Source organism: Enterococcus sp. DIV0008 (assembly GCF_050542615.1).
Classification (GTDB): Bacteria; Bacillota; Bacilli; order Lactobacillales; family Enterococcaceae; genus Enterococcus_D; species Enterococcus_D innesii.
Genome location: NZ_CP172937.1, coordinates 1,594,260 through 1,616,655 on the forward strand (window position 1 = coordinate 1,594,260; position 22,396 = coordinate 1,616,655).

23 protein-coding genes are annotated in these 22,396 nt (G+C 42.2%); 18 read left to right on the top strand and 5 right to left on the bottom strand.

Going from position 1 to position 22,396, the window contains the following annotated elements:
* Nucleotides 1-372: 372 nt before the first annotated feature.
* Nucleotides 373-1,380, bottom strand: a complete 1,008-nt coding sequence (gene trpS / locus IGI84_RS07615; RefSeq protein ID WP_081118703.1) for a tryptophan--tRNA ligase — start codon at nt 1,378-1,380, stop codon at nt 373-375.
* A gap of 267 nt (nt 1,381-1,647) precedes the next feature.
* On the opposite strand from trpS, the gene IGI84_RS07620 reads away from it, so the two are divergent.
* The 8 genes from IGI84_RS07620 (at nt 1,648) to cbpB (ending at nt 8,064) form a co-directional block, all read left to right on the top strand.
* On the top strand, nt 1,648-2,385 hold the full coding sequence (locus tag IGI84_RS07620) for an amino acid ABC transporter ATP-binding protein (RefSeq protein ID WP_077453439.1): 738 nt from the start codon (nt 1,648-1,650) through the stop codon (nt 2,383-2,385).
* A gap of 18 nt (nt 2,386-2,403) precedes the next feature.
* Nucleotides 2,404-3,213, top strand: coding sequence for a transporter substrate-binding domain-containing protein (locus tag IGI84_RS07625; RefSeq protein WP_077453438.1), 810 nt, complete (start codon nt 2,404-2,406; stop codon nt 3,211-3,213).
* Between the two features lie 11 nt (nt 3,214-3,224).
* Nucleotides 3,225-3,872: an amino acid ABC transporter permease gene (locus IGI84_RS07630; RefSeq protein WP_077453437.1), complete on the top strand. Its 648-nt coding sequence runs from the start codon at nt 3,225-3,227 to the stop codon at nt 3,870-3,872.
* 17 nt (nt 3,873-3,889) lie between these two features.
* Nucleotides 3,890-4,546: an amino acid ABC transporter permease gene (locus tag IGI84_RS07635; RefSeq protein WP_005226185.1), complete on the top strand. Its 657-nt coding sequence runs from the start codon at nt 3,890-3,892 to the stop codon at nt 4,544-4,546.
* A 227-nt stretch (nt 4,547-4,773) separates the two neighbouring features.
* Entirely contained in the window at nt 4,774-5,589 is an 816-nt protein-coding gene (racE, locus tag IGI84_RS07640) for a glutamate racemase (RefSeq protein WP_081118702.1), read from the top strand.
* Nucleotides 5,590-6,942 (top strand): ribonuclease PH, encoded by a 1,353-nt coding sequence (rph, locus tag IGI84_RS07645; protein WP_081118701.1) that lies wholly within the window; start codon nt 5,590-5,592, stop codon nt 6,940-6,942. It begins immediately after the preceding gene.
* Nucleotides 6,939-7,451, top strand: coding sequence for a metallophosphoesterase (locus IGI84_RS07650; protein ID WP_081118700.1), 513 nt, complete (start codon nt 6,939-6,941; stop codon nt 7,449-7,451). The genes rph and IGI84_RS07650 overlap by 4 nt, the downstream gene beginning before the upstream one ends.
* A 109-nt stretch (nt 7,452-7,560) precedes the next feature.
* On the top strand, nt 7,561-8,064 hold the full coding sequence (gene cbpB / locus IGI84_RS07655) for a cyclic-di-AMP-binding protein CbpB (RefSeq protein WP_005226181.1): 504 nt from the start codon (nt 7,561-7,563) through the stop codon (nt 8,062-8,064).
* Nucleotides 8,065-8,098: 34 nt separating this feature from the next.
* Here the strand turns inward: cbpB and IGI84_RS07660 are convergent, their stop codons facing one another.
* Both IGI84_RS07660 and fabI read right to left on the bottom strand, forming a co-directional pair.
* On the bottom strand, nt 8,099-9,016 hold the full coding sequence (locus tag IGI84_RS07660; RefSeq protein WP_005236101.1) for a mechanosensitive ion channel family protein: 918 nt from the start codon (nt 9,014-9,016) through the stop codon (nt 8,099-8,101).
* A 147-nt stretch (nt 9,017-9,163) separates the two neighbouring features.
* Nucleotides 9,164-9,919 (bottom strand): enoyl-ACP reductase FabI, encoded by a 756-nt coding sequence (fabI, locus tag IGI84_RS07665; RefSeq protein ID WP_077453431.1) that lies wholly within the window; start codon nt 9,917-9,919, stop codon nt 9,164-9,166.
* 203 nt (nt 9,920-10,122) lie between these two features.
* Between fabI and fabZ the strand changes: the two genes are divergently transcribed.
* Nucleotides 10,123-10,563 carry a 3-hydroxyacyl-ACP dehydratase FabZ gene (gene fabZ, locus IGI84_RS07670; protein ID WP_005226178.1) on the top strand — a complete coding sequence of 147 codons (441 nt, stop codon included), beginning with the start codon at nt 10,123-10,125 and terminating at the stop codon, nt 10,561-10,563.
* 50 nt (nt 10,564-10,613) lie between these two features.
* Here fabZ and IGI84_RS07675 read toward each other — a convergent pair whose 3' ends face one another.
* A complete protein-coding gene (locus tag IGI84_RS07675) occupies nt 10,614-11,363 on the bottom strand; it encodes a peptidylprolyl isomerase (RefSeq protein ID WP_200124410.1) in 750 nt (249 codons plus the stop codon).
* Nucleotides 11,364-11,545: 182 nt separating this feature from the next.
* Between IGI84_RS07675 and IGI84_RS07680 the strand changes: the two genes are divergently transcribed.
* Nucleotides 11,546-12,637, top strand: coding sequence for a DUF871 domain-containing protein (locus tag IGI84_RS07680; protein ID WP_081118698.1), 1,092 nt, complete (start codon nt 11,546-11,548; stop codon nt 12,635-12,637).
* Between the two features lie 180 nt (nt 12,638-12,817).
* Nucleotides 12,818-13,768 carry an alpha/beta hydrolase gene (locus tag IGI84_RS07685; RefSeq protein ID WP_200124883.1) on the top strand — a complete coding sequence of 317 codons (951 nt, stop codon included), beginning with the start codon at nt 12,818-12,820 and terminating at the stop codon, nt 13,766-13,768.
* Between the two features lie 52 nt (nt 13,769-13,820).
* Here the strand turns inward: IGI84_RS07685 and gap are convergent, their stop codons facing one another.
* The gene (gene gap, locus IGI84_RS07690; RefSeq protein WP_081118696.1) at nt 13,821-14,831 is read right to left on the bottom strand and encodes a type I glyceraldehyde-3-phosphate dehydrogenase; all 1,011 of its coding nucleotides are present in this window, start codon (nt 14,829-14,831) and stop codon (nt 13,821-13,823) included.
* 248 nt (nt 14,832-15,079) lie between these two features.
* On the opposite strand from gap, the gene obgE reads away from it, so the two are divergent.
* The 7 genes from obgE to IGI84_RS07725 all read left to right on the top strand — a co-directional run bounded on the left by obgE (nt 15,080) and on the right by IGI84_RS07725 (nt 22,372).
* Nucleotides 15,080-16,393: a GTPase ObgE gene (gene obgE, locus IGI84_RS07695; protein ID WP_077453427.1), complete on the top strand. Its 1,314-nt coding sequence runs from the start codon at nt 15,080-15,082 to the stop codon at nt 16,391-16,393.
* A 180-nt stretch (nt 16,394-16,573) separates the two neighbouring features.
* Complete coding sequence (locus tag IGI84_RS07700) at nt 16,574-17,149, top strand: DUF456 domain-containing protein (RefSeq protein WP_010748409.1); 576 nt, start codon at nt 16,574-16,576, stop codon at nt 17,147-17,149.
* Between the two features lie 72 nt (nt 17,150-17,221).
* Nucleotides 17,222-18,178 carry a ribonuclease Z gene (rnz, locus tag IGI84_RS07705; protein WP_430600944.1) on the top strand — a complete coding sequence of 319 codons (957 nt, stop codon included), beginning with the start codon at nt 17,222-17,224 and terminating at the stop codon, nt 18,176-18,178.
* Nucleotides 18,162-18,950, top strand: a complete 789-nt coding sequence (locus tag IGI84_RS07710) for an SDR family NAD(P)-dependent oxidoreductase (protein ID WP_081118694.1) — start codon at nt 18,162-18,164, stop codon at nt 18,948-18,950. Before rnz ends, IGI84_RS07710 begins: the two co-directional genes overlap by 17 nt.
* 12 nt (nt 18,951-18,962) lie before the next feature.
* Nucleotides 18,963-19,400: a lipopolysaccharide assembly protein LapA domain-containing protein gene (locus tag IGI84_RS07715; protein WP_005226169.1), complete on the top strand. Its 438-nt coding sequence runs from the start codon at nt 18,963-18,965 to the stop codon at nt 19,398-19,400.
* Between the two features lie 147 nt (nt 19,401-19,547).
* On the top strand, nt 19,548-21,848 hold the full coding sequence (recJ, locus tag IGI84_RS07720) for a single-stranded-DNA-specific exonuclease RecJ (protein WP_081118693.1): 2,301 nt from the start codon (nt 19,548-19,550) through the stop codon (nt 21,846-21,848).
* A gap of 11 nt (nt 21,849-21,859) precedes the next feature.
* Complete coding sequence (locus IGI84_RS07725) at nt 21,860-22,372, top strand: adenine phosphoribosyltransferase (protein ID WP_005226167.1); 513 nt, start codon at nt 21,860-21,862, stop codon at nt 22,370-22,372.
* Nucleotides 22,373-22,396: the final 24 nt, after the last annotated feature.

Consider the following 22,396-nt stretch of genomic DNA (forward strand, 5'->3'; position numbering starts at 1 on the left):
ACCATACAAAGAAGTTGGGTGGGGAACGTTTTCTACTATTATAATAGATGCTCAGATGACACAAAAATGTTAGGAGTTGGGTTGGAGCTGTAAAGTATCTCACTATCAAAGGCAATCCAGCTTTTTTGAACTGTTCTTTTTTAGCGCTGTCAAGGTTGAGAAAATGATTCTCTAATCAGCATTTTCGAAGTTATTTTTAGGGCAATTTTCTAGGTTTTTTCGCAAGAAATCGCATCAAATCAAGTTGCCTAATGGATCGGTCTGTGGATGAAGTTTGCTCGTGAAACCTAACACAGAGTGTGCTCGTAGGTCTAGCATTAAATTGTATTCTCGATTTGTGAACAAAAAAATAAGCCGCTAAGGCTTATTTTTTTAAGCAAAGTAATTGATGCCCATTGCATTTTTGACTTCAGCTAACGTTTGGGCGGCAACTTGTTCTGCTTTTTCGCTACCAAGTTTTAATAAGTTCATCACTTCACCGGGATCTTTCGCAAAAGCTTCACGTCGTTCCCGAATCGGTGCAAATTCGGCTTCCAGAACATCGATCAAATAGCGTTTGATTTTGACATCTCCTAATCCGCCACGGGTGTAATGTTCTTTTAATTCAGTAATTTTTTCTTTTTCGGTACCAAATACATCAAGATACGTAAAGACCATATTGCCTTCGACTTGTCCGGGGTCTTCGACATGGATGTGATTTGGATCAGTGTACATGCTCATCACTTTCTTTTGTAACACATCAGCTGGATCTGCTAAATAGATACCGTTATTTAGTGACTTACTCATTTTTCCATTGCCGTCGATCCCAGCCAAACGTCCCATACCTTTTGGCGGTAAAACAGCTTTTGGTTCGACTAATACTTCACTATACGTAGAATTAAAACTATGCACGATTTCTTGTGTTTGTTCCAGCATTGGTTTTTGATCTTCACCAACGGGGACTAAGTTTGCTTTAAAAGCAGTGATATCCGCTGCTTGAGAGACTGGATAGATGAAGAAACCAGAAGGAACGCCTTCGCCAAATTTCTTTTGTTCAATTTCTGCTTTGACCGTCGGGTTGCGTCGCACGCGTGCTACACTGACTAAATTTAGGTAGTACATCGTCAATTCAGAGAGTTGAGGGATTTGCGATTGAATAAACATCGTTGTTTTTGATGGATCCAATCCAACGGCTAAATAATCCAAAGCGACTTCTAAAATATTCGCTGAGACCTTCTCAGGTGTTTTCGCATTATCTGTTAGTGCCTGCATATCAGCGACCATGATATAAAGCTGATTTTCAGGGTCAGCTTGCATTTCGACCCGTTTTTTTAAAGACCCCACATAATGGCCAAGATGCAGTTTGCCAGTTGGGCGGTCGCCAGTTAAAATCGTATTCACTTTTTTTCCACCTTTACCTTTGTTATATGGTTTATCTTACCTTTTTTTAGCAAAAGAAACAACAGGTTCTCCTTGTGATCTGTCGAGGTTAGAAAAATTTTCATGGACAAAAACCTCACATCAAAGTAAAATAGCACTTGTCTTTTCAGAAATAAGGGGGGAACATTGGAAAAGCACCTTTACAAATGAAAAAAGATTGGGCTATAATATGAATCAAATCTTTCCATTTACTCATTTAATTTTAAAAATAGCTAGGAGTGTGAATCAATGGCAATGATCGAATTTAAGAACGTAGAGAAATATTACGGAAAGTTCCATGCATTAAAAAACATCAACCTTGAATTTGAAAAAGGTGAGGTCGTTGTTGTAATCGGACCTTCAGGTTCTGGTAAAAGTACAATGCTCCGTACAATTAATGGACTAGAAACCATTTCAGGTGGTCAATTGTTAGTCAACGGCAAGAACTTATTTGATAAAGATGTCAAAATGACAGAAGTTAGAAAAAACATTGGTATGGTGTTTCAACATTTTAACTTGTATCCAAACAAAACCGTGTTAGAAAACATTACGTTAGCGCCGATTAAAGTATTAAAACAAAATGAGCAAGAAGCCATCAATTTGGCGGAAAAACTACTTGATCGAGTTGGGATGTTGGATAAAAAAGATTCTTATCCGTCTATGTTATCCGGTGGACAACAGCAGCGGGTCGCAATTGCCCGAGGCCTTGCGATGAAACCAGAGATGCTGCTTTTTGATGAGCCAACTTCAGCATTGGACCCAGAAATGATTGGCGATGTACTAGATGTCATGAAAAAAATCGCCAGTGAAGGAATGTCCATGATCGTCGTTACCCATGAAATGAGCTTTGCTCGTGAAGTAGCAGATCGAATCGTCTTTATGGCAGAAGGCCAAGTGCTAGAAGATCGACGGGATGTCGATGGATTCTTTGACGCACCAAGGGACGAGCGTGCAAAACAATTCTTGAGCAAAGTCACAAATCATTAAGCGACAGGAGGAACCTATATGAAAAAGAAAATTTTTTCTTTTCTAGTTTTAGCCTTTGCCCTTGTGACTTTCTCAGGTTGTAAAGGACAAAGTGCCGCAGATATTGATATTTTAGAAAACAGCAAAGAGACGAATCAGATCGTTTGGGGCGTAAAAAACGATACCCGTCTATTTGGGTTGATGGATATCGCGACTAGAGAAGTACGTGGCTTTGATATTGATATCGCTCGTGCGATCACTGAAAAAATCTTAGGGCGTGATGGCAATGCGATTTTTGTTGAAGTTACCTCAAAAACTCGGATTCCGCTTTTGAAAAACGGCAATATCGATGCGATCATCGCAACGATGACCATCACGGAAGAGCGTAAAAAGCAAGTTGACTTTTCGGATGTCTATTTTGATGCAGGACAATCTTTATTGGTCGCAAAAGATAGTCCGATCCAAGGGATTGAAGATTTGACCGCAGACACCACTGTATTGGTCGTGAAAGGCTCTACGTCAGCTGTAAACATTCGTGAGGCTGCACCAGAAGCGCAAATCCTAGAACTTGAAAATTATGCAGAAGCCTTTACTGCTTTGCAATCAGGACAAGGGGATGCTATGACTACGGATAACGCAATCCTATTAGGGATGGCGAGTGAAAATCCTAATTATCATTTAGTTGGCGAAACATTTACCGAAGAGCCTTATGGGATTGCCATCAACAAAGGTCAAAAACCATTTCTAGATGCTGTCAATCAAGCCTTGCGGGAAATGCGTGAAGATGGAACCTATGATGAGATTTACAACAAATGGTTCCCTGAAGACGAATCAGGAAAAGTAGATTAGGAGGAAACTGAATGGTTGAATTATTTCAAACCTATACCGGTCAGTTTATTGAAGGCTTTAAATATACAGTCATGGCGAGTTTGATCGCACTGTTTTTTAGCCTTTTGATCGGAACTTTAATGGCAATTTTTCAGTTGTCAGACAATCGCTTCATCAAAGGGATCGCCAAAGCATATGTCGAGTTTTTTAGGAATATTCCCTTATTGATCATCGTGATGTTCTTTTATGTTGTTGTGCCAATGTATTGGGTCTCTTTTGACGGATTTCAAGCGGGAACGATTGGTTTAACGATCTATACATCGGCATTTATCGCCGAGACGATCCGTTCAGGGATCCAAACGGTTCCTAAAGGACAGATGGAAGCTTCCTTGTCTTCTGGCTTTACTTATAGTCAAGCGATGCGCTACATTATTTTGCCTCAAGCATTTAAAATCGTTGTGCCGCCACTAGGCAATCAATTTATTAACCTCGTCAAAAACTCCTCAATTTTAGCGATGGTCGCAGGATTAGATATCATGTATCAAGGGGATTTGATCGCAAGCGAGACCTTCAATACATTTGATACCTATATCATTGTTGGTCTTTTCTATTTGATTATCACCCTGCCATTGTCTTATTTGATGGTTTACTTGGAACGGCGTTGGGCTGTCCGCTCATAGAAAGGAGCTAAAGAACTATGGATTTTTTTGAAGCTTTTTCGGCGATTAACATTCGCTTTTTGATCGATGGCTTACGTGTTACGGTTGAAGTGTCGATCCTCTCGATCTTATTTAGCTTTATTATTGGAGGAATCGCCGGTATTTTACGCTTCAGCTCGATTCCGGTCTTTTCTAAAGTACTAGGTGTCGTGATTGATGTTATTCGTAACTTGCCTTTGCTTTTGATCATTTTCTTCACTTACTTTGCCTTGCCACAGATTGGCATCCGCTTTAACATTTTTTGGTCAGCGGTGGTGGCGTTGACGATTTTTGAATCAGCGATGCTTTCTGAGATCTTTCGAGCGGGCTTGAATTCTGTGCCAAAAGGTCAGATGGAAGCTGGTTTATCAACGGGATTAAGTTATGTTGAAGTATTGCGCAGTATCGTCGTGCCACAAGCATTTAAAGCGATGTTGCCAGCGATCGTCAGTCAGTTGATCTCTTTGATCAAGGATACATCACTAGCCGTGATCATTTCTTTACCAGAGTTGACCCATCATGCCCGGATCATTTATGGTCAAAATACAAACTATGTTTTGCCAATGTTTTTGGCAATGACTGTTTTATACTTTTTGGTTTGTTATGCACTGTCATTGCTTTCAGGTTTTTTGGAAAAACGTCAGTACGATTACTAAAAATGAACAATCGACAAAAATCCCCGCGATCGGTCTTTCAACCATGCAAGTGCAACTTGCTGGTTGTGAGCCAATGGTTGGGGCTTTTTTTGTACCGATTGGTATTTTTTTGGGAAAGCTTTCTTTAGCAAACGAAAGGAATACTTGAAAAATAGACAAAAAAAGTCCAAAATGAATAAGAGAGAAAAATGCATCAAACTCTTTCTTTCATGTAAAGGATGGAAACTATGACAAACAACAGACCAATTGGCTTTATCGATTCTGGTGTTGGTGGGTTGACGGTCGTCAAAGAGGCAATCAAACAACTGCCCAACGAATCGATTCTTTATCTAGGCGATACTGCCAGATGCCCTTATGGCCCAAGACCTGCTGAGCAAGTCATCGAGTATACGTGGCAAATGACCCGTTTTTTATTGGAAAAAAACATTAAAATGTTGGTGATCGCCTGTAACACAGCAACAGCGGTCGCTCTTGAAGAAATCAAAGAACAACTGGATATTCCAGTGATCGGCGTGATACTGCCTGGCAGTCGAGCAGCGGTCAAAGCAAGCAAAAATCAACGAATCGGTGTTATCGGGACAAACGGAACGATTAAAAGCGACTCGTACAAGCGCGCCCTTCATGGGAAAGCCCCCCATGCGTCAGTCGTCAGTTTGGCTTGCCCAAAGTTTGTACCGATCGTAGAAAGCAAACAATACCATAGCTCGGTTGCCAAGAAAATTGTGGCAGAAACGTTACGCCCCTTGAAAAACAAGCGGTTAGATACGGTGATTCTGGGCTGTACCCATTATCCTTTATTGCGCCCTTTGATCCAAAATGAATTGGGGGCCCATATCCAGCTCATTGATTCAGGGGCAGAAACGGTGGGGGAAGTCAGTACCTTGTTGGACTATTTCGCCATTGCAGCAACGAGCCAGGACGATCCGCACCCGCAGCATGCATTTTTTACTACTGGTTCACCGAAAATATTTGATGAGATCGCCAATGATTGGCTTGATTTAGACACGATCTCATCGGTTCACACTGATTTAGGAGGCTTTTAAATGCGACATGATGGCAGAAAAGAAACAATGTTAAGACCAGTTGAAATTCAAACCAACGTCTACAAACACCCCGAAGGATCGGTTGTGATCTCTTTTGGTGACACAACCGTGATCTGTTCGGCAACGATTGAAGATCGGGTCCCTCCGTTTTTACGAGATACGGGAAAAGGCTGGGTCACAGCCGAATACAGTATGCTCCCACGAGCGACCAACACTCGTAACCGTCGAGAAAGTGCCAAAGGTAAGCTTTCTGGTCGTACAATGGAAATCCAACGGCTGATCGCTCGTTCCTTGCGAGCTGTGGTCGATTTAGAAAAGCTAGGGGAACGCAGTATTGTGGTCGATTGTGATGTCGTTCAAGCAGATGGTGGTACCCGAACAGCTAGTATTACCGGCGCATTTGTTGCGTTGCGTTTAGCTATCGATACATTGTTGCGTGACAAAGCATTGACGGAAGACCCGATCAAGGAGCATTTGGCAGCCATCAGCGTTGGAATCTTACCAGATGGCACCTGTGTGACTGATCTCGATTATCAAGAAGATTCTTCAGCTGCTGTCGACATGAATTTGGTGATGACAGAATCCGGTCGATTTGTCGAATTGCAAGGAACTGGGGAAGAAGCGACCTTTGATGGTCAGCAGTTGAATGAGATGCTGATCTACGGAAAAACAGCTATCGAAGAATTGATTGCCTATCAAAAAGAGGCACTGTTTTTACCAGATGAACCCCCTTATGAGATTCCCGAAAAAACGATCGTCATTGCCACAGGCAATCCAGGAAAAGCCAAGGAATTTAAAGCCGTATTTGGGGCAGCAGGGTACGATGTCCGCACCTTGAAAGATTATCCTTCCTTGCCGGATGTTGAAGAAACCGGCACCACCTTCGAAGAAAATGCCCGCCTTAAAGCAGAAACTATCGCCAGAATTTTGGGAAGACCGGTGTTGGCTGATGACTCAGGACTGAAAGTCGATGCATTAGGGGGACGCCCAGGCGTGTACTCTGCTCGATTTGCTGGTGAGCAAAAAAGTGATGCTGCCAATAATGCAAAATTGCTTTATGAATTGACGGATGTCGAAGATGACAAACGCAGTGCTCAATTTCACTGTACGTTAGTTTTCGCAGCACCAGGAAAAGATAGCTTGGTGGTTGAAGCCCAATGGCCTGGGAGAATCGGCCGTATCCCTCGTGGAGAAAATGGGTTCGGTTACGATCCATTGTTTATTCCTGATGGTTCAGAGCGAAGCGCAGCCCAAATGAGTCAAGAAGAAAAGAACCGAGTGAGCCACCGTGGTCAAGCAATCAAAAAACTCCAAGAACAGTGGCAGGAGTGGCTAGAAGGAGAAAATGTATGAAATATTTAGTTGTCAGTGACAATCATTCAGATCGTGAGATTCTTGTTGATCTTAAAAATGAATTCGAAAATCAAGTCGATTTATTCCTGCATTGTGGAGACTCTGAACTGCCTGATACAGATTCTTTATGGGAAACATTCCAAGTCGTTTGCGGCAATTGCGATTACGGTGGTGGTTTTCCCAATGAGCGTATCGTTAAAACGCCGCTGGATACCATCTATATGACCCATGGCCATTTGGCGGATGTTCGTTTTGGCGTAACCAAATTAGGATTAAAAGCGCAACAAGCAGATGCCTCGATCGCTTTGTTTGGTCACACGCATCAAATTGCTTGTGAGAAAGTCGGGAATCGACTTTTCTTGAATCCTGGCAGTATTTCCCAACCGCGAGGGCAAATTCAAATCAAAAGTTTTGCGATTATTGAAAGTACGCCAGAACAATGGGCAATCCAATACTATGATCGTTCCTTTCATAAAGTCCCAGAGCTAGCTTTCGTTTTTACACGTTAAGTAAGCGGAATCAAAAAGTAAAAATTTCATTATAATTTTGCAGGTTTCTACTTTCTATTCTCATTTTCAAGTAAAATAGAAGAGTAGCTGTGAAATGGAGGCAATTAGATTGATAGGACAGACCGTAGAAAAAATATTACTCGAGAATCAAGAAAATTTCTTGGTGCCGGCAGAGAATGTGGCATCGGTATTTTATAACCACCCTTTGAGTCACGCATTGCTTGTTTTATCAAAAGTGGGCTATTCAAAGATCCCAGTACTAGATAGTGAGGACCATTTAGTCGGCTTAATCAGCCTCTCAAACATCGTAGAACGAATGATGGATCTCACTGGCTTCAGTATGGAAAATATTGAAGGGCTGACTGTGGCAGATGTCATGGAAGTCAATGTGAATTGCATCAAAGAAAACGATGAGTTGGAAAGTATGCTGCATCTGTTAGTGGATCAAGCATTCTTGCCGATCGTTGATGATGACAATGTCTTTGTAGGGATCATCACCCGCAAAGAGATTTTAAAATCCGTCAATCATTTGGCACATGAAATTGAAAGACGCTATTTGCTGATTTCGAAAGAAGATGCCCCAAAGATGACAGATGAACTGCATGTGGTATAGAAAAAAGGTTATCCCAGTTTTGGGATAACCTTTTTTAAATACCGACGATGGGCGCATTAGGAATCGTATAGCCTTTGGCAGTTAATGCATCAATCGATGCGGCCAAAAATTCCTCTTTGATTTTCCATTGCGTACCGTTGGTCACATACATGGTGGTTCGAATCGCAAAGTTGTTGTTCCCTAGATCCACCAGACCGAAGACCGTAGGGGCCGTTTGAATCTCTTCTTCATGCTGCTGAGCGATCTGTTCATTGACTTCTTCAATGATGGCACGTATTTCATCTAGGCCTTCAGATGGTAAGATACGTACGTCGACAACGACTTGCATATTGGCTCTTGATGTATTACTGATGGTCGTGATGTTACGATTTGGGATATAATGAACGGTTCCATCAACGGATTTTAATTGGACCGTTCGAATCCCGACTGCTGTCACCGTACCTTCAAGCGTCAGATTGGTCAAGCGGACGTAATCACCAACATTGATTTGTTGCTCGGTAATAATGAAGAAGCCAGTAATCAAGTCATTCATAAAGCCTTGGGCACCTAAACCAAGTGCGACCCCGACGACTCCGGCACCGGCTAGTAACGAGCCTACAGGTACGCCGATGGTGGAAAGGAGTGCATAGACAAAAAAGAAGCCTAATGTGTAATGAACCGTATTGCGGATCAGGGTATGGATCGTGTTGATTCGACTCACATTGAAACTGGCTTTTTTTTCATAGGAACGATAGATTCGATCGATGATCATATTGCTTATTTTCAATAAAATACCAAATAGGATACATAAAAAAAGCAACATCAATGCTTTTTGGATCAGTAAGCCAATGATCGATTCCCAGTCGATGGACGCCCACCATTTTTGTAATGCATTGAGTTGAGCAGCTGCTGGTTCGGTAATGCTGGAACCACTTGAATCGGTCGTACTAGCTGCAAGTAGCAGTTGTTTCATAAAATCCCTCCAAGTCTTACTGCATCTATTTTAACCAAGATAAAATAGAAATGCAAAGGAGGTTTTCTGAAATACCTGTTTTTTTCAGAAAAAGCCTGCTCAGCCAACGGAGAGGCAAATAGCAGACTTTTCTATGACAATTATTGATTAAGATAAATGAACGCCTTTATCAACAAAAATCACTTCGCCGATAATGCCGCTTGATAATGGACTGATCAAGAAGGCACAAGTATTACCTACTTCTTCAATCGTCACACCAATATGATCAGGTGTTCGATCCTCTGACAATTGGATCAGTTTTTGATAGTCTTTTACACCAGTTACTGCCAGCGTCTTGATGGCACCAGCTGAAATCGCATTAACACGGATTTTTTGCGGTGAAAGTTCGGCAGCTAAATAGCGAACACTTGATTCCAAAGCAGCTTTCGCAATACCCATCATGTTGTAGTTTGGCACTGCCCGTTCGGCACCTAAGTAAGAAAGAGTGACGATACCAGCGTTTTCAGCTAAGATTGGTTTGGCATATTTGGTGACTGCAATCAATGAGTAACTGCTGATATCTTGCGCTAAAGCATAACCGTCACGAGAAATATTTAAAATATCGCCCGATAGATCTTCTTTATTAGCATAAGCAACGGCATGGACCACACCGTGGATCTCTCCAGCATATTCTTTGATCGTTTCAAAGGCGGCAGCAATGCTTTCGTCGTTGGCGACGTCACATTCCACTACAAATTCATCAGATTCCAATAAGCGTTCTAAAGGCTTTTTCATGCGGTCGTTTTGATACGTGTAGATCACTTCGGCTCCTTGGGATTTTAGTGCTTGTGCACAGCCCCAAGCAATACTGCGTTTGTTAGCAACGCCCATGACGACAACTTTTTTACCGGTTAAAAAACTCATAATTCCACTCCTTAATAAATTCAACAATAAAATACGTATAATGACAAATAGTAAATCAAACTATCTTGATTTCTAATTATTAAGCATAATTGTTTGATTGTCAAACTATTTTTTTCTTAATAAATATTTAGTTGCGAATTTCCTTGAACTATGATACTTTGATAATCAAACTATAATAAATTCTTAAGCAAGGAAGGGACACCATGAAAAAACTATTGACTGAAACGGAAGTCATGGATTTGATTCCAAATCGCTACCCAATTATTTATATTGATTATGTTGATGAAATCGAATCTGGTAAAAAAATTATCGCAACGAAGAATGTCACCATCAACGAAGATTTTTTTCAAGGACATTTTCCGGGAAATCCAGTGATGCCAGGTGCCTTGATTTTAGAAACATTGGCACAAGCAGGATCGATCTTAATATTGAAATCTGAGGAATTCCAAGGGAGAACGGCGTATATCGGCGGCATCAATAAAGCAAAATTCCGTCAAAAAGTTGTTCCGGGAGATACCATGAAACTTGTTTTTGAAATCACCAAAATCAAAGGCTCTGTAGGAACTGCAGATGCAGTAGCGACAGTGGATGGCAAAAAAGCTGCGGAGTGCGAATTTACCTTTATCGTAGGCGACCAAAAATAAAAGAAAACCGCTGGAGCATCCGATAATCGGGGCTTTCAGCGGTTTTTTATTTATTCTTTGGCTTCTTGTAAGACCTTGATCGTTTCGATCTTCACTGGCTCAACCGGTTGAGAATTCTCACCATTGCCAGAGTCTTGGGTTTCTGCTTGCGCAATTTTATCGACGACATCCATGCCTTCGATCACTTGACCAAAGACGGTATATTTACCGTCCAAAGCCGGCGTGCCACCATTTTTATAGGCTTCGATGATTTTTTCGGGATAGTGTTGGATCGCTAGACCGTCGGATACATCTTGATCATTTTGAACGATGTAGAATTGACTGCCTTGGCTATTTGGTGCACTTGATTTTGCCATTGCCAATGCGCCTCGCAAGTGGTAGAGCTGGTTTGAGTATTCTTCGCCGAATCCTTCACCCCAGATACTTTCTCCACCAGTGCCATCACCATTAGGGTCGCCCCCTTGGATCATAAACTCTTCTACGACACGATGAAAAGTCAAGCCGTCATAATAACCATCTTTGGCATGGGTCAAAAAGTTTTCGACGGCTTTGGGCGCAATCTCTGGGAAAAGTTTGATTTTGATCGAGCCTTCTTCCGTCACCATTTCAACTAAAGCTTCATTCTCTTGCACATCCGTTGATAATTGCGGCAATTCTAGGGCATTCAAGTCAACGGATTCTGAGGTCGACGTGCTTTCTGCCGAATTGCTTGATGAGGGATCGGTGGTACTTGAACCTGTACAAGCAGCTAATAATAAAAGGCTAGCAGCTGCTGTCAGTGTGAATAGGATTTTTTTCATTCTTTCATTCCTTCCAGTTTTCTTAATGCTAATCATAACAAAAAAGAGACATAGAAGAAAGCGCAGATTTTGTGGAATGAGAAAGAAACAGGTGGAAAGGTGTAGACCACTTTTTAGATGTTTGCTATAATGAAAGAGGATTCATTATAATAAACGGATAGAATGTACAGGAGGTTTTTTTGATGGGAAAATTAGGGATATCGATTTATCCAGAGCGCTCAACGTTTGAAAAGGACAAAGCGTATCTAGACTTGGCACACAAATACGGCTTTAAACGGGTATTTACCAGTTTGCTGCAAATCAACGATGACAAAGAAAAAGTCTTGGCAGACTTTAAACAAGTCGTGGATTATGCCAATCAGTTAGGAATGGAAGTCATGGTAGATATCAATCCTGGTTTATTCGAACAGCTAGGTATTTCTTATGATGATTTATCCTTCTTTGATGAGATGGGGGCTTACGGTGTTCGGTTAGATATTGGTTTTACTGGTTCAGAAGAAGCCAAAATGACCCGCAATCCTTACGGGATCAAAATTGAGATCAATATGAGCAGTGGTACGAGCTACGTGGATAACATCATGAGTTATTCGCCTAATACTGAAAATTTACTAGGCTCGCATAATTTCTATCCTCATCGCTATTCAGGGTTAGGCTACGACCATTTCGTTTTTTGTTCGGAAAAATTCCGCAAATACAATTTAAATACGATGGCTTTCGTGAATTCTCACGAAGCTGACTTCGGTCCATGGCCAACACAAGATGGTTTATGCTCTTTAGAAGATCATCGTGATCTGCCACTAGCTACGCAAGTCAAACATTTAGTGTTGACTGGCTTGATCGATGATATCTCTGTTGGCAATGCCTATGCTTCAGAAGCAGAATTGGCAGCAATGGCTGAAGCATTTCACGCGGATTATCCGACATTAAGAGTTGATGTGGTTGATGGAATCACTGAAGATGAACGCATCTGTTTGTTTGATAATCTGCATAGTTACCGAGGAGATCGTTCAGAATACATCTTGCGTTCAACGATGACCCGGATCTATTATAAAGACAAAGAATTTCCACCCCATGATACCCATGATATGGTAAGAGGAGATGTCTTGATCGATAATGCTGGCTATGGACAATACAAAGGGGAGACGCAAATCGCCTTGAAAGAAATGAAAAATGACGGCCGGGTCAATGTCGTTGGGAAAATCGCTGAAGAAGAGCTTTTCTTATTAGAATTTTTGAAACCTTGGTCAAGTTTTAAATTGGTCGAAAACAACTAGCCATTACGAGGAATCAACCATTGTCAACACCTATTGTTGGCAATGGTTTTTCTTTTTGGGCGCTTGCGATTGACAAACACGAGTAAAAAACGGTAATTTATGTAGTGGGTTCTTACCATGAGGAATGTTGAGACCATAATAATATTATGTAAACTATATACTTAAGAGGACGTGACAAGTGTGAAATTGCGCTGGAAAATTGCCATCGGAGTAGCTGTATTAGCGATTGCGGGATTAGGATATGCTGGAAACTATTTTTACGACTATGCGGTAGTTCCTTCAGAAAAAGATTTCTTGGAAGGAGATACCCCGGGTACTGATGAAAATCAGACGGGAAGCGAAGCGCAAAATTGGTTTACAGATGCAGCAAATCGTGAGATGTGGCAGCTGACTTCTGAAGATGATTTAAAATTATCCGCCATTTATCTACCGGCGGAGGAGAAGAATCAAGGAAAAACGGCGATCATCGCGCATGGCTACATGGGGAATGCAGAAACGATGGCGGACTACGCCAAGATGTATCATGATTTAGGTTATAATGTGTTGGTTCCAGACGCTCGAGGGCATGGTCAAAGCGAAGGGGATTATATTGGTTTTGGTTGGCACGAACGTAAAGACTACGTGCAATGGATCGATGAAATACTTGCAAAAAATGGTTCTGAAGAGACGATCACTTTGTATGGCATCAGTATGGGTGCGGCCACAGTGATGATGACTAGCGGAGAAGACTTACCAAAAAATGTCACTTCTATCATTGAAGATTGTGGGTATACCAACGTCAATGAAGAACTAGGCTATCAACTCGATCAATTGTTTGGGTTGCCCGCATTTCCATTGATGAATGTCACTAGCCTTGTCACAAAAATCCGAGCGGGGTATTTCTTTGGTGAAGCAGATGCAGTCAAACAACTGCAAAAAAATACGCGTCCAATCTTTTTTATTCATGGCGATGCGGATACATTTGTTCCTTATGCGATGCTGGATATTTTGTATAACGCGACCGATGCGCCTAAAGAAAAATGGGTCGTTTCAGGAGCCGAGCATGCGAAAAGCTACAAAACTGATCCAGCGCTTTACAAAGAAAAAATCGCGGCTTTCTTGGAAAAATACGATCATCCAGCAAGTGAATAAAAAAAGTGTCGGTTCTTTTTTCAGAACCGGCACTTTTTGCCTACTCATTGACTTACAAACGAGCAAATTCTTCGAGTAAACGAATCATCTGGCAAGTAAAGCCATATTCATTATCATACCAAGCGACGGTTTTCACCAATTGGAAATCGCCGGCAGTAGTCACTTCTGTTTGCGTCGGGTCAAAGATAGAACCTTGAGTGGTACCAATGACATCACCCGAGACGATCTCACGGTCATCGTAACCGAATGACGGATTATCGACGGTGTGTTTTCTGATGGCTTCATTGACTTCATCGGCGGTTACTTTGGTTTTCAAAATTGAGACTAATTCTGTTAAAGAACCATCGACGACCGGAACCCGTTGGGCGTGGCCTTGTAATTTGCCATTTAATTCTGGGATAACCAAACCGATTGCTTTGGCGGCACCCGTTGAGTGAGGGATCGTGTTGTCTGCAGCGGACCGAGCGGCTCTTAAGTTTCCGCCTTTTACAGGACCATCCAATAGCATTTGAGTAGAAGTATACGCATGAACTGTCGTCATCGTACCAACTTCGATCCCAAATTCTTCATTCAAAAAGTAGGCCATCGGAGCTAGACAGTTGGTCGTACAAGAGCCTGCGGATATGATAGTATCATCTGGTGTTAACGTGTCGGAGTTAACATTGTATACGATCGTTTTCATATTGCCGGCGGGAGCGGAAATGACCACTCGTTTGACACCTGCATCAAGATGGGCCTGGGCTTTTTCTGCGGAAGTGTAAAAACCCGTACATTCTAAAACGATATCGACGTCATTTTCTTTTGCCCAAGGAATTTTACTTGCGTCTGGTTCGGCATACACTCTGGTTTCTTTGCCATCGACAACGATAGCATTATCCGTTGCAGTTACAGTGCCAGGGTAAGTGCCATGGGTCGAGTCAAATTGCAACAAGTGTGCTAACATGACGGGGCTTGTTAAATCATTGATTGCCACAACTTCAATATCGGCAGAAACTTCTTTGATCCTACGAAAAGCCAAACGTCCAATTCGTCCAAAACCATTGATTCCAACTTTTACTGTCATTTCTTGTTTCCTCCTTTAATTGTGTCTAGTACACTTAAAAGTTTGCTACGATTTGATGTGACTGTCAAAGAATAACCCTTAAGAATTCACGATTTCTTATGGAAACCCATGAGAAAAGATAGACAAAAGGCGTTTCGGTCGTTACAATAAAATAGACTTTCTTATTAGAGAAATAGTAACCACTTAAGGTGAGATAACTGATAATCAAAAAGTATAGAAGGTAGTAAAAAAAGAATGGAGGACAAATAATGTCCATGTTTTTAGATCAAGTGACAATCGATGTCAAAGCAGGAAAAGGCGGCGACGGAATGGTTGCTTTTCGCCGAGAGAAGTATGTCCCAGACGGCGGACCCGCAGGTGGTGACGGCGGACGTGGTGGTGACGTCATTTTAGTCGTAGACGAAGGTTTGCGTACATTAATGGATTTCCGCTTTAATCGTCATTTTAAAGCACAACCCGGGGAAAACGGCATGAGTAAAGGAATGCACGGCCGTGGCTCAGATGATACTTACATCAAAGTGCCCCAAGGCACCACCGTTCGTGATGCTGAAACAGGAGCCTTATTAGGGGATTTGATTGAGCAAGGTCAAACATTAGTGATCGCAAAAGGCGGGCGGGGCGGCCGCGGGAACATTCGGTTTGCCTCTCCGAAAAACCCAGCACCAGAGTTAGCTGAGAACGGAGAACCCGGTCAAGAAAGAAAAATCGAGCTCGAATTAAAAGTCTTAGCAGATGTTGGTTTAGTTGGTTTCCCTTCGGTTGGGAAGTCCACATTACTCTCTGTGATTTCCTCTGCTCGGCCAAAAATCGGCGCGTATCATTTTACAACACTGGTGCCAAATTTAGGCATGGTAACGACCACTGATGGTCGTAGTTTTGCAGTAGCCGATCTGCCAGGCTTGATCGAAGGTGCTTCGCAAGGTGTTGGTTTAGGGACTCAGTTTTTACGTCATATCGAACGGACGCGGGTCATCTTACATGTGATCGATATGAGTGGCATGGAAGGGCGCGATCCATACGAGGACTATTTGTCCATTAACAATGAATTGTCGACCCACAACTTGCGCTTACTAGAGCGCCCACAGATCATCGTTGCCAATAAGATGGATATGCCGGATGCTGAAGAAAACTTAGCCCTTTTCAAAGAGCAGTTGGCAAAAGAAAAAACGGATGAGTTCGCGGATGAACCAATGATTTTCCCAATCTCTGGTGTCACTCGTAAGGGAATCGATGCCTTGCTGAATGCGACAGCGGATTTATTGGAAGTCACTCCTGAGTTCCTCTTGTACGATGAAGAAATAGAAGAAGATGTGGTTCATTACGGCTTCCAATCGGATGAGCCGGAGTTTTCAATCGATCGCGATCCTGATGCAACTTGGATCTTGAGCGGTGAGAAAATCGAAAAACTATTCCAAATGACGAACTTTGATCACGATGAGACCGTGATGCGCTTTGCACGTCAATTGCGTGGATTGGGTGTTGATGAAGCATTGCGTGCGCGAGGTGCCAAAGACGGCGACATCGTGCGTATCGGTAATTTTGAATTCGAGTTTGTCGAATAAGCGTTTAAAAGAACATCATTTGTAAAAAAAAATCCTTCATAGTTGAAGTGGTTATGGCTGTTGATCATTGATTTTCTCTAAGAAATCAATGATCAGCAGTCTTTTTGGTTTCTTTTTTCATTTAAATGATTTACTGTTAAAATAAAGAAAAGAACAAATAAACCAAAGGGAGCGATTTTTATGTCAAAACGAGTCATTGTAATGAACTTTGATGCTAGTGCCAAAGCGTATCAAGCCTTTTCTGAAGTGAAACGGATGCATATGGAACGAAAGATTAAAGGAGAACAAATGGCGGTCCTTACCCACACCAATGAAGGTGTGCATCAATTTAAAGTCGAGGACTTTCTTGATTTTACTGGGAACAATAAGACATCAACGGGTGGTTTGATCGGGATGCTCGTTGGTGTGTTAGGCGGACCTTTAGGAATCATGCTGGGCTGGTTTGGCGGCAGTATGATCGGTGCTACTCGTGATGCAAAAGAGATCCAAAATGCGCAAATGCTTTTTGAACACGTCGGAAATCAAATTGGTGTAGGTGATACCGGGTTATTATTGATCGCCGATGAAGAAGACAATCGTCCTTTGAATCAATTGATCATGAATGAATTGGGCGGCGATATCACGCGCTTTGACTACGATGAAGTGGAAGCAGAGATTGAAACAGCTAAGAAAGTCGAAGAATCCACCAAAGCACGGGTTCAAGAGGACTGGAAAAACTCTCATAATGACGCAGAAGATCGCCAATCTGAGAAATAAAAACCGCAAGCTTCAATTGCAACTTGATTTCTTTTCCGCTAAAATTGGGAAGAGATGAAAGGAAAGAAGCTTATGGAATTAGAATTTTTAGGAACAGGTGCGGGAGTGCCTGCAAAACATCGAAACGTGACCAGCATTGCGTTACGACTCTTAGATGAACGGAATGCCGTTTGGCTTTTTGATTGTGGCGAAGGAACCCAAATGCAGATTTTGCATTCTACAATTCGACCACGAAAGATTGAAAAAATCTTTATCACTCATCTTCATGGTGACCATATCTATGGGTTGCCGGGATTGATCAGCAGCCGCTCCTTTCAAGGGGGCGACACGCCTCTAGAGATTTATGGACCAAAGGGAATCAAAGCATACATTCAAACCGTTTTGCGGATTTCCCAGACGAAAGTCAGCTATCCATTGCATTTTTTCGAGATTGAAGAAGAAGGGATTCTTTTTAAAGATCAGCAATTTGAGGTATCTTGTCTGCCCCTTGATCACGGCATTGATAGTTTTGGCTATCGTATTGTTGAAGCAAGCCATCAAGGGGAATTGCAAGTGCAAGCATTGCTTGAACTTGGTCTGAAACCTGGTCCCGTCTTCGGACGTTTAAAAAAAGGTGAAGTAGTTACCCTCGACGATGGACGTCAAATCAATGGGGCTGATTTCTTAGGTCAAGCGAAAAAGGGTCGGATTTTGGCAATATTAGGTGATACGCGTAAATGTCAAAACGCCGTGCTTTTAGCGAAAGATGCGGATGTATTAGTGCATGAAAGTACCTTCAACAAAGAAGAAGCCAAGCTGGCTCGCGCTTATTTTCATTCGACGACACGCCAAGCTGCTGAAGTGGCCCAAGAAGCTCACGCCAAGCGTTTGCTATTGACCCATATCAGCGCGCGCTATGTTGGCAAAGATATTACAAATTTAGTAAATGAAGCAAAAGAAGTATTTCAGAATACGTTGATCGTCAAAGATTTTGATGTTGTCGAGATCCCTTTTGCCGGAGAGGAAGAATCAGATGAACTTGGAGAATAAAGTTGTCGTTGTAACAGGTGGTTCTGCCGGACTTGGCGAACAAATCTGTTATGAAGCCGCAAAACGCGGTGCGATCGTTGTGACTTGTGCTCGCAGAACAAATTTGATTGGGAAAGTCAAAGAACAATGCATGGAATTAAGCGGCAAAGAAGCGTATGCGTTTCAATTGGACGTAGCAAACCCTGAAAGCGTGGCGCGCTTATTAGAAAAAATCAGTGAGAAAGTCGGAAAGATCGATGTCTTTGTCAATAATGCCGGCTACGGGATCTTTCAAGAATTTACCGAGATGGATCCTGCGGTCATCCGTAATATGTTTGAAGTCAATGTGCTTGGGATGATGGTTTTGACTCAGCAAGTTGCGATTCAAATGGCTGAACAAAAGCATGGTCATATCATAAATGTTGCTTCAATCGCGGGTAAGATCGCTACGCCGAAGACGGCAGTCTACTCTGCCACGAAGTTTGCTGTACTTGGTTTTTCTAACGCATTACGTTTAGAACTAAAACCACTGGGAATCAACGTAACAACAGTCAATCCAGGGCCGATCGAAACGGCATTCTTTGACCAAGCAGATCCTAGCGGTAGTTACTTATCATCGGTGGGTAGCCTTGTCCTTGAACCAAACAAATTGGCACAAACGATCGTCAAAGCCATGATTCATTCAAAACGAGAAATCAATCGCCCACATATTTTAGGGGCGGCTGCAAAACTTTATACACTGTTCCCTGCAATTGGGGATTATATGGCAGGAACGATGTTCAACAAAAAATAGGAGTTGAATCCCATGAAAAATCAATGGCGTGTTATTGTTGGTATTTTACTGATTTTAGTGATCGTTTTATTTGCGGTTGCAAACAATATGACTGTTCCGATCAATTTTGGCTTCACAACGATTCAATCGCCACTGATCTTAGTCATTATTGGTTCTGCTTTGTTAGGCGCATTGATTTTGTTGCTGGTTTCCACAAGCGCAATGTTCCGTCAAAAAAAAGAACTAAAACAATTGAGAAAAGAGCTCTCGGATTATCGCTCGAATAACGAGAAAGTTCTGCAAGAACAACGAGAAGCCTTGGAACGAGAATATACCAACAAGCAGGCGGAGTTAGCAGCTAGGCAGCAGCAACTCGACGATCAAGAAGCGCAACTTTCATCCCGTGCAGCAGGTGCCTCAACGCCGCCAACGATCGATGAAGAAATGAAGTCTTTTGAATCACAAGCCTAGAATACATGAGCGTAATGAAGAAAAGAGTTTGCAGGTGCATCATTCGCTGCAAGCTCTTTTTTGTGATATGAAAAAATAAATTGTTTCTTTCGTTGTTTTTCCTTTTTGCATAAACTTTGCTATAATATCCTAGTTAGGAGTGATTTGGTGAAACGTGCAAATTTTCATTGGGTGCGTCCGCAAGATAGCGAAGCTACCCCTGAATTTAAAGAATTGATCCAAGCAAGAAAGATTCCTGAGCGGATCGGCGCATTGCTATGGCAAAGAAATATTCGAACAGCAGAAGCGCTAGACGCTTTTTTATCCACTGATTTGCAATACCTTCATGATCCGTTTCTCTTTCATGATATGGATAAAGCCGTGGAACGAATCCATGAAGCCATTTTAAATGGTGAGCAGATCTTGATTTATGGCGACTATGATGCAGATGGGATTACGAGCACCACCGTATTAAAAGAAACGCTGGAGCTGCTGGGGGCTGAGGCTGAGTATTATCTGCCCAACCGTTTTACAGATGGCTATGGTCCCAATATAACTGTCTATCAAGAAAAAATTGCCGCAGGGACACAATTGATCATCACTGTTGACAACGGAGTGTCTGGACATGAGGCGATTGCTTATGCTCAAGGACAAGGCGTCGATGTGATCGTGACGGATCACCACGAACTTCCTGCAGAACTCCCAGAAGCCTTTGCTATCGTTCATCCTCGTCATCCTGAAGGAAATTATCCGTTTGGTGATTTGGCAGGAGTCGGTGTCGCATTTAAAGTGGCGTGCGCCTTATTAGAAGAAGTGCCCGTCGAACTGCTTGATCTTGTTGCAATTGGGACGATTGCTGATATGGTTTCTTTGACAGATGAGAATCGACTACTAGTCAGCAATGGCCTGAAAATGATCCAACAAACTGATCGGCTTGGTTTAAATGAGTTGCTGACGGTCAGTGGATTGAAAAAACGAACAGTCAATGAAACCGACATTGGTTTTGCTATTGGCCCGCGCCTTAATGCGATCGGCCGCTTGGAAGACCCAAATCCTGCTGTTCGTTTGTTAACCACATTTGACGAAGAAGAAGCAGTAACCTTAGCCAAGACATTAGATACGATCAATCAGCAGCGAAAAACTTTCGTTGAAGAAATCATGAAAGAAGCGCAAGAAAAAATCGACCCTGCCAATCATGTTCATCTAGTCGTAGGTGATGACTGGCACGAAGGGGTTTTAGGAATCGTAGCCGGACGAATCATGCAAAGTACCGGACAACCTGTGATCGTTTTGACCAAAAAAGAAAATGGCTTAGCAAAAGGATCAGGAAGAAGTATTGCTGCGTTGAATCTGTTTGAAATGTTGACCACGATGAAAGACATGTTTACTAGTTTTGGCGGCCATCATGCAGCAGTTGGCTTAAGTATCCCCATCGATCATTTAGATATGCTACAAGCCCAAATGAATCGCTATGTGGAAGAAAATGGAATTGATCTTAGCCAAGGGATCCCCTTGACAATTGATGAAGAACTGCCATTGACAGAAGTATCGATCAATTTTATTGAATCTTTAAACGTTTTAGCGCCTTTTGGCACGGATAATCCGTTACCGAAATTTCTGTTTTCCAATCTATCGACTCAAAATGCTCGCCAGATTGGTACTGAAAACCAACACTTGAAGTTAGTGATGACAGATGAGTCCAATACACAGCTAGATGTGATTGGGTTTGGTTTTGGAAAAGACTTAGTAGAGTTTGAAAATGATCGACTGTCGATCGTCGGTCAGCTTTCAATCAATGAATGGAATGGCAACAAAAAACCGCAGTTGATGTTGGATGATTTTGCTGTGGAAGGTCTGCAGTTGTTTGATTATCGTTCGAAAAGGAGTCGGCAAGGTGTCTCTCTGGGAAATCAAACAGTAGGGGTCGTTTTCAATAAGAAAATTCCTCGAGAGCTGCAAGGGTTCTGTGGACAAACGATCTTATTCGACTCAGTGGCTAACTTGAGAGACACGTTTCATGAAGCTCAATTTCAAGAAATCGCCTTTTTAGATTGTCCTACTGACCCTGCAGTGATCAAAGAAATCATCCAAACGCTTCATGCTTCAAGAATTGCGTTTGTGTTTTACTCGACCGAAGATGCCTATTTAGATGGGGTAGGCACCAGAGAGCAATATGGTCGGCTTTTTCAATTGATCAAGCAACAACCTCGTTTGGATATTCGCTACAAATTAAGGATGGTTGCTGACTATCTAAAAATTCCAGAAAAATTACTTATTTTCATGATTCAGGTGTTTTCTGAGCTGGAATTTGTTACAATACAAGATGGTGTTTTGAATAAAACGGCTGATCCTGTTTCTCGTCCGCTGACAGAGAGTCATTTGTATCAGCAACGACAAAAAATGATCAAAACAGAAGAATTTTTATTAATGAGTGATTTATCAACCCTACGTCAGTGGTTGACAGTCTAGGAGGAAAAAAAATGGATTTAAAAGAGTATATTGCTAGTATTCCGGATTATCCCCAAGAGGGAATTATTTTTCGGGACATCTCGCCGTTAATGGCTGATGGAGAAGCGTATCGTTATGCGACACAGCAGATCGTTGAGTATGCACAAGAAAAAGGCATCGATATGGTGGTAGGACCAGAAGCCCGCGGATTTATCGTTGGTTGTCCAGTTGCGTACCAGTTAGGTGTCGGCTTTGCTCCAGTACGTAAAAAAGGCAAATTGCCACGGGAAACCATTGAAGCAGAGTATGAAAAAGAGTATGGTGTGGATGTTTTGACGTTGCATGCCGATGCTATCAAACCAGGACAACGTGTCTTGATCTGTGACGATCTACTAGCAACTGGCGGAACGATCAAAGCAACAATTGAACTCGTAGAAAAATTAGGCGGTATCGTTGTTGGCTGCGCCTTTTTGATCGAACTAATGGATTTACATGGAAGAGATAAAATCCAAGGTGTCGAAATCAAAACCTTGATGGAATATTAAAGCAGAAAAAAAGGACTCTTGCGA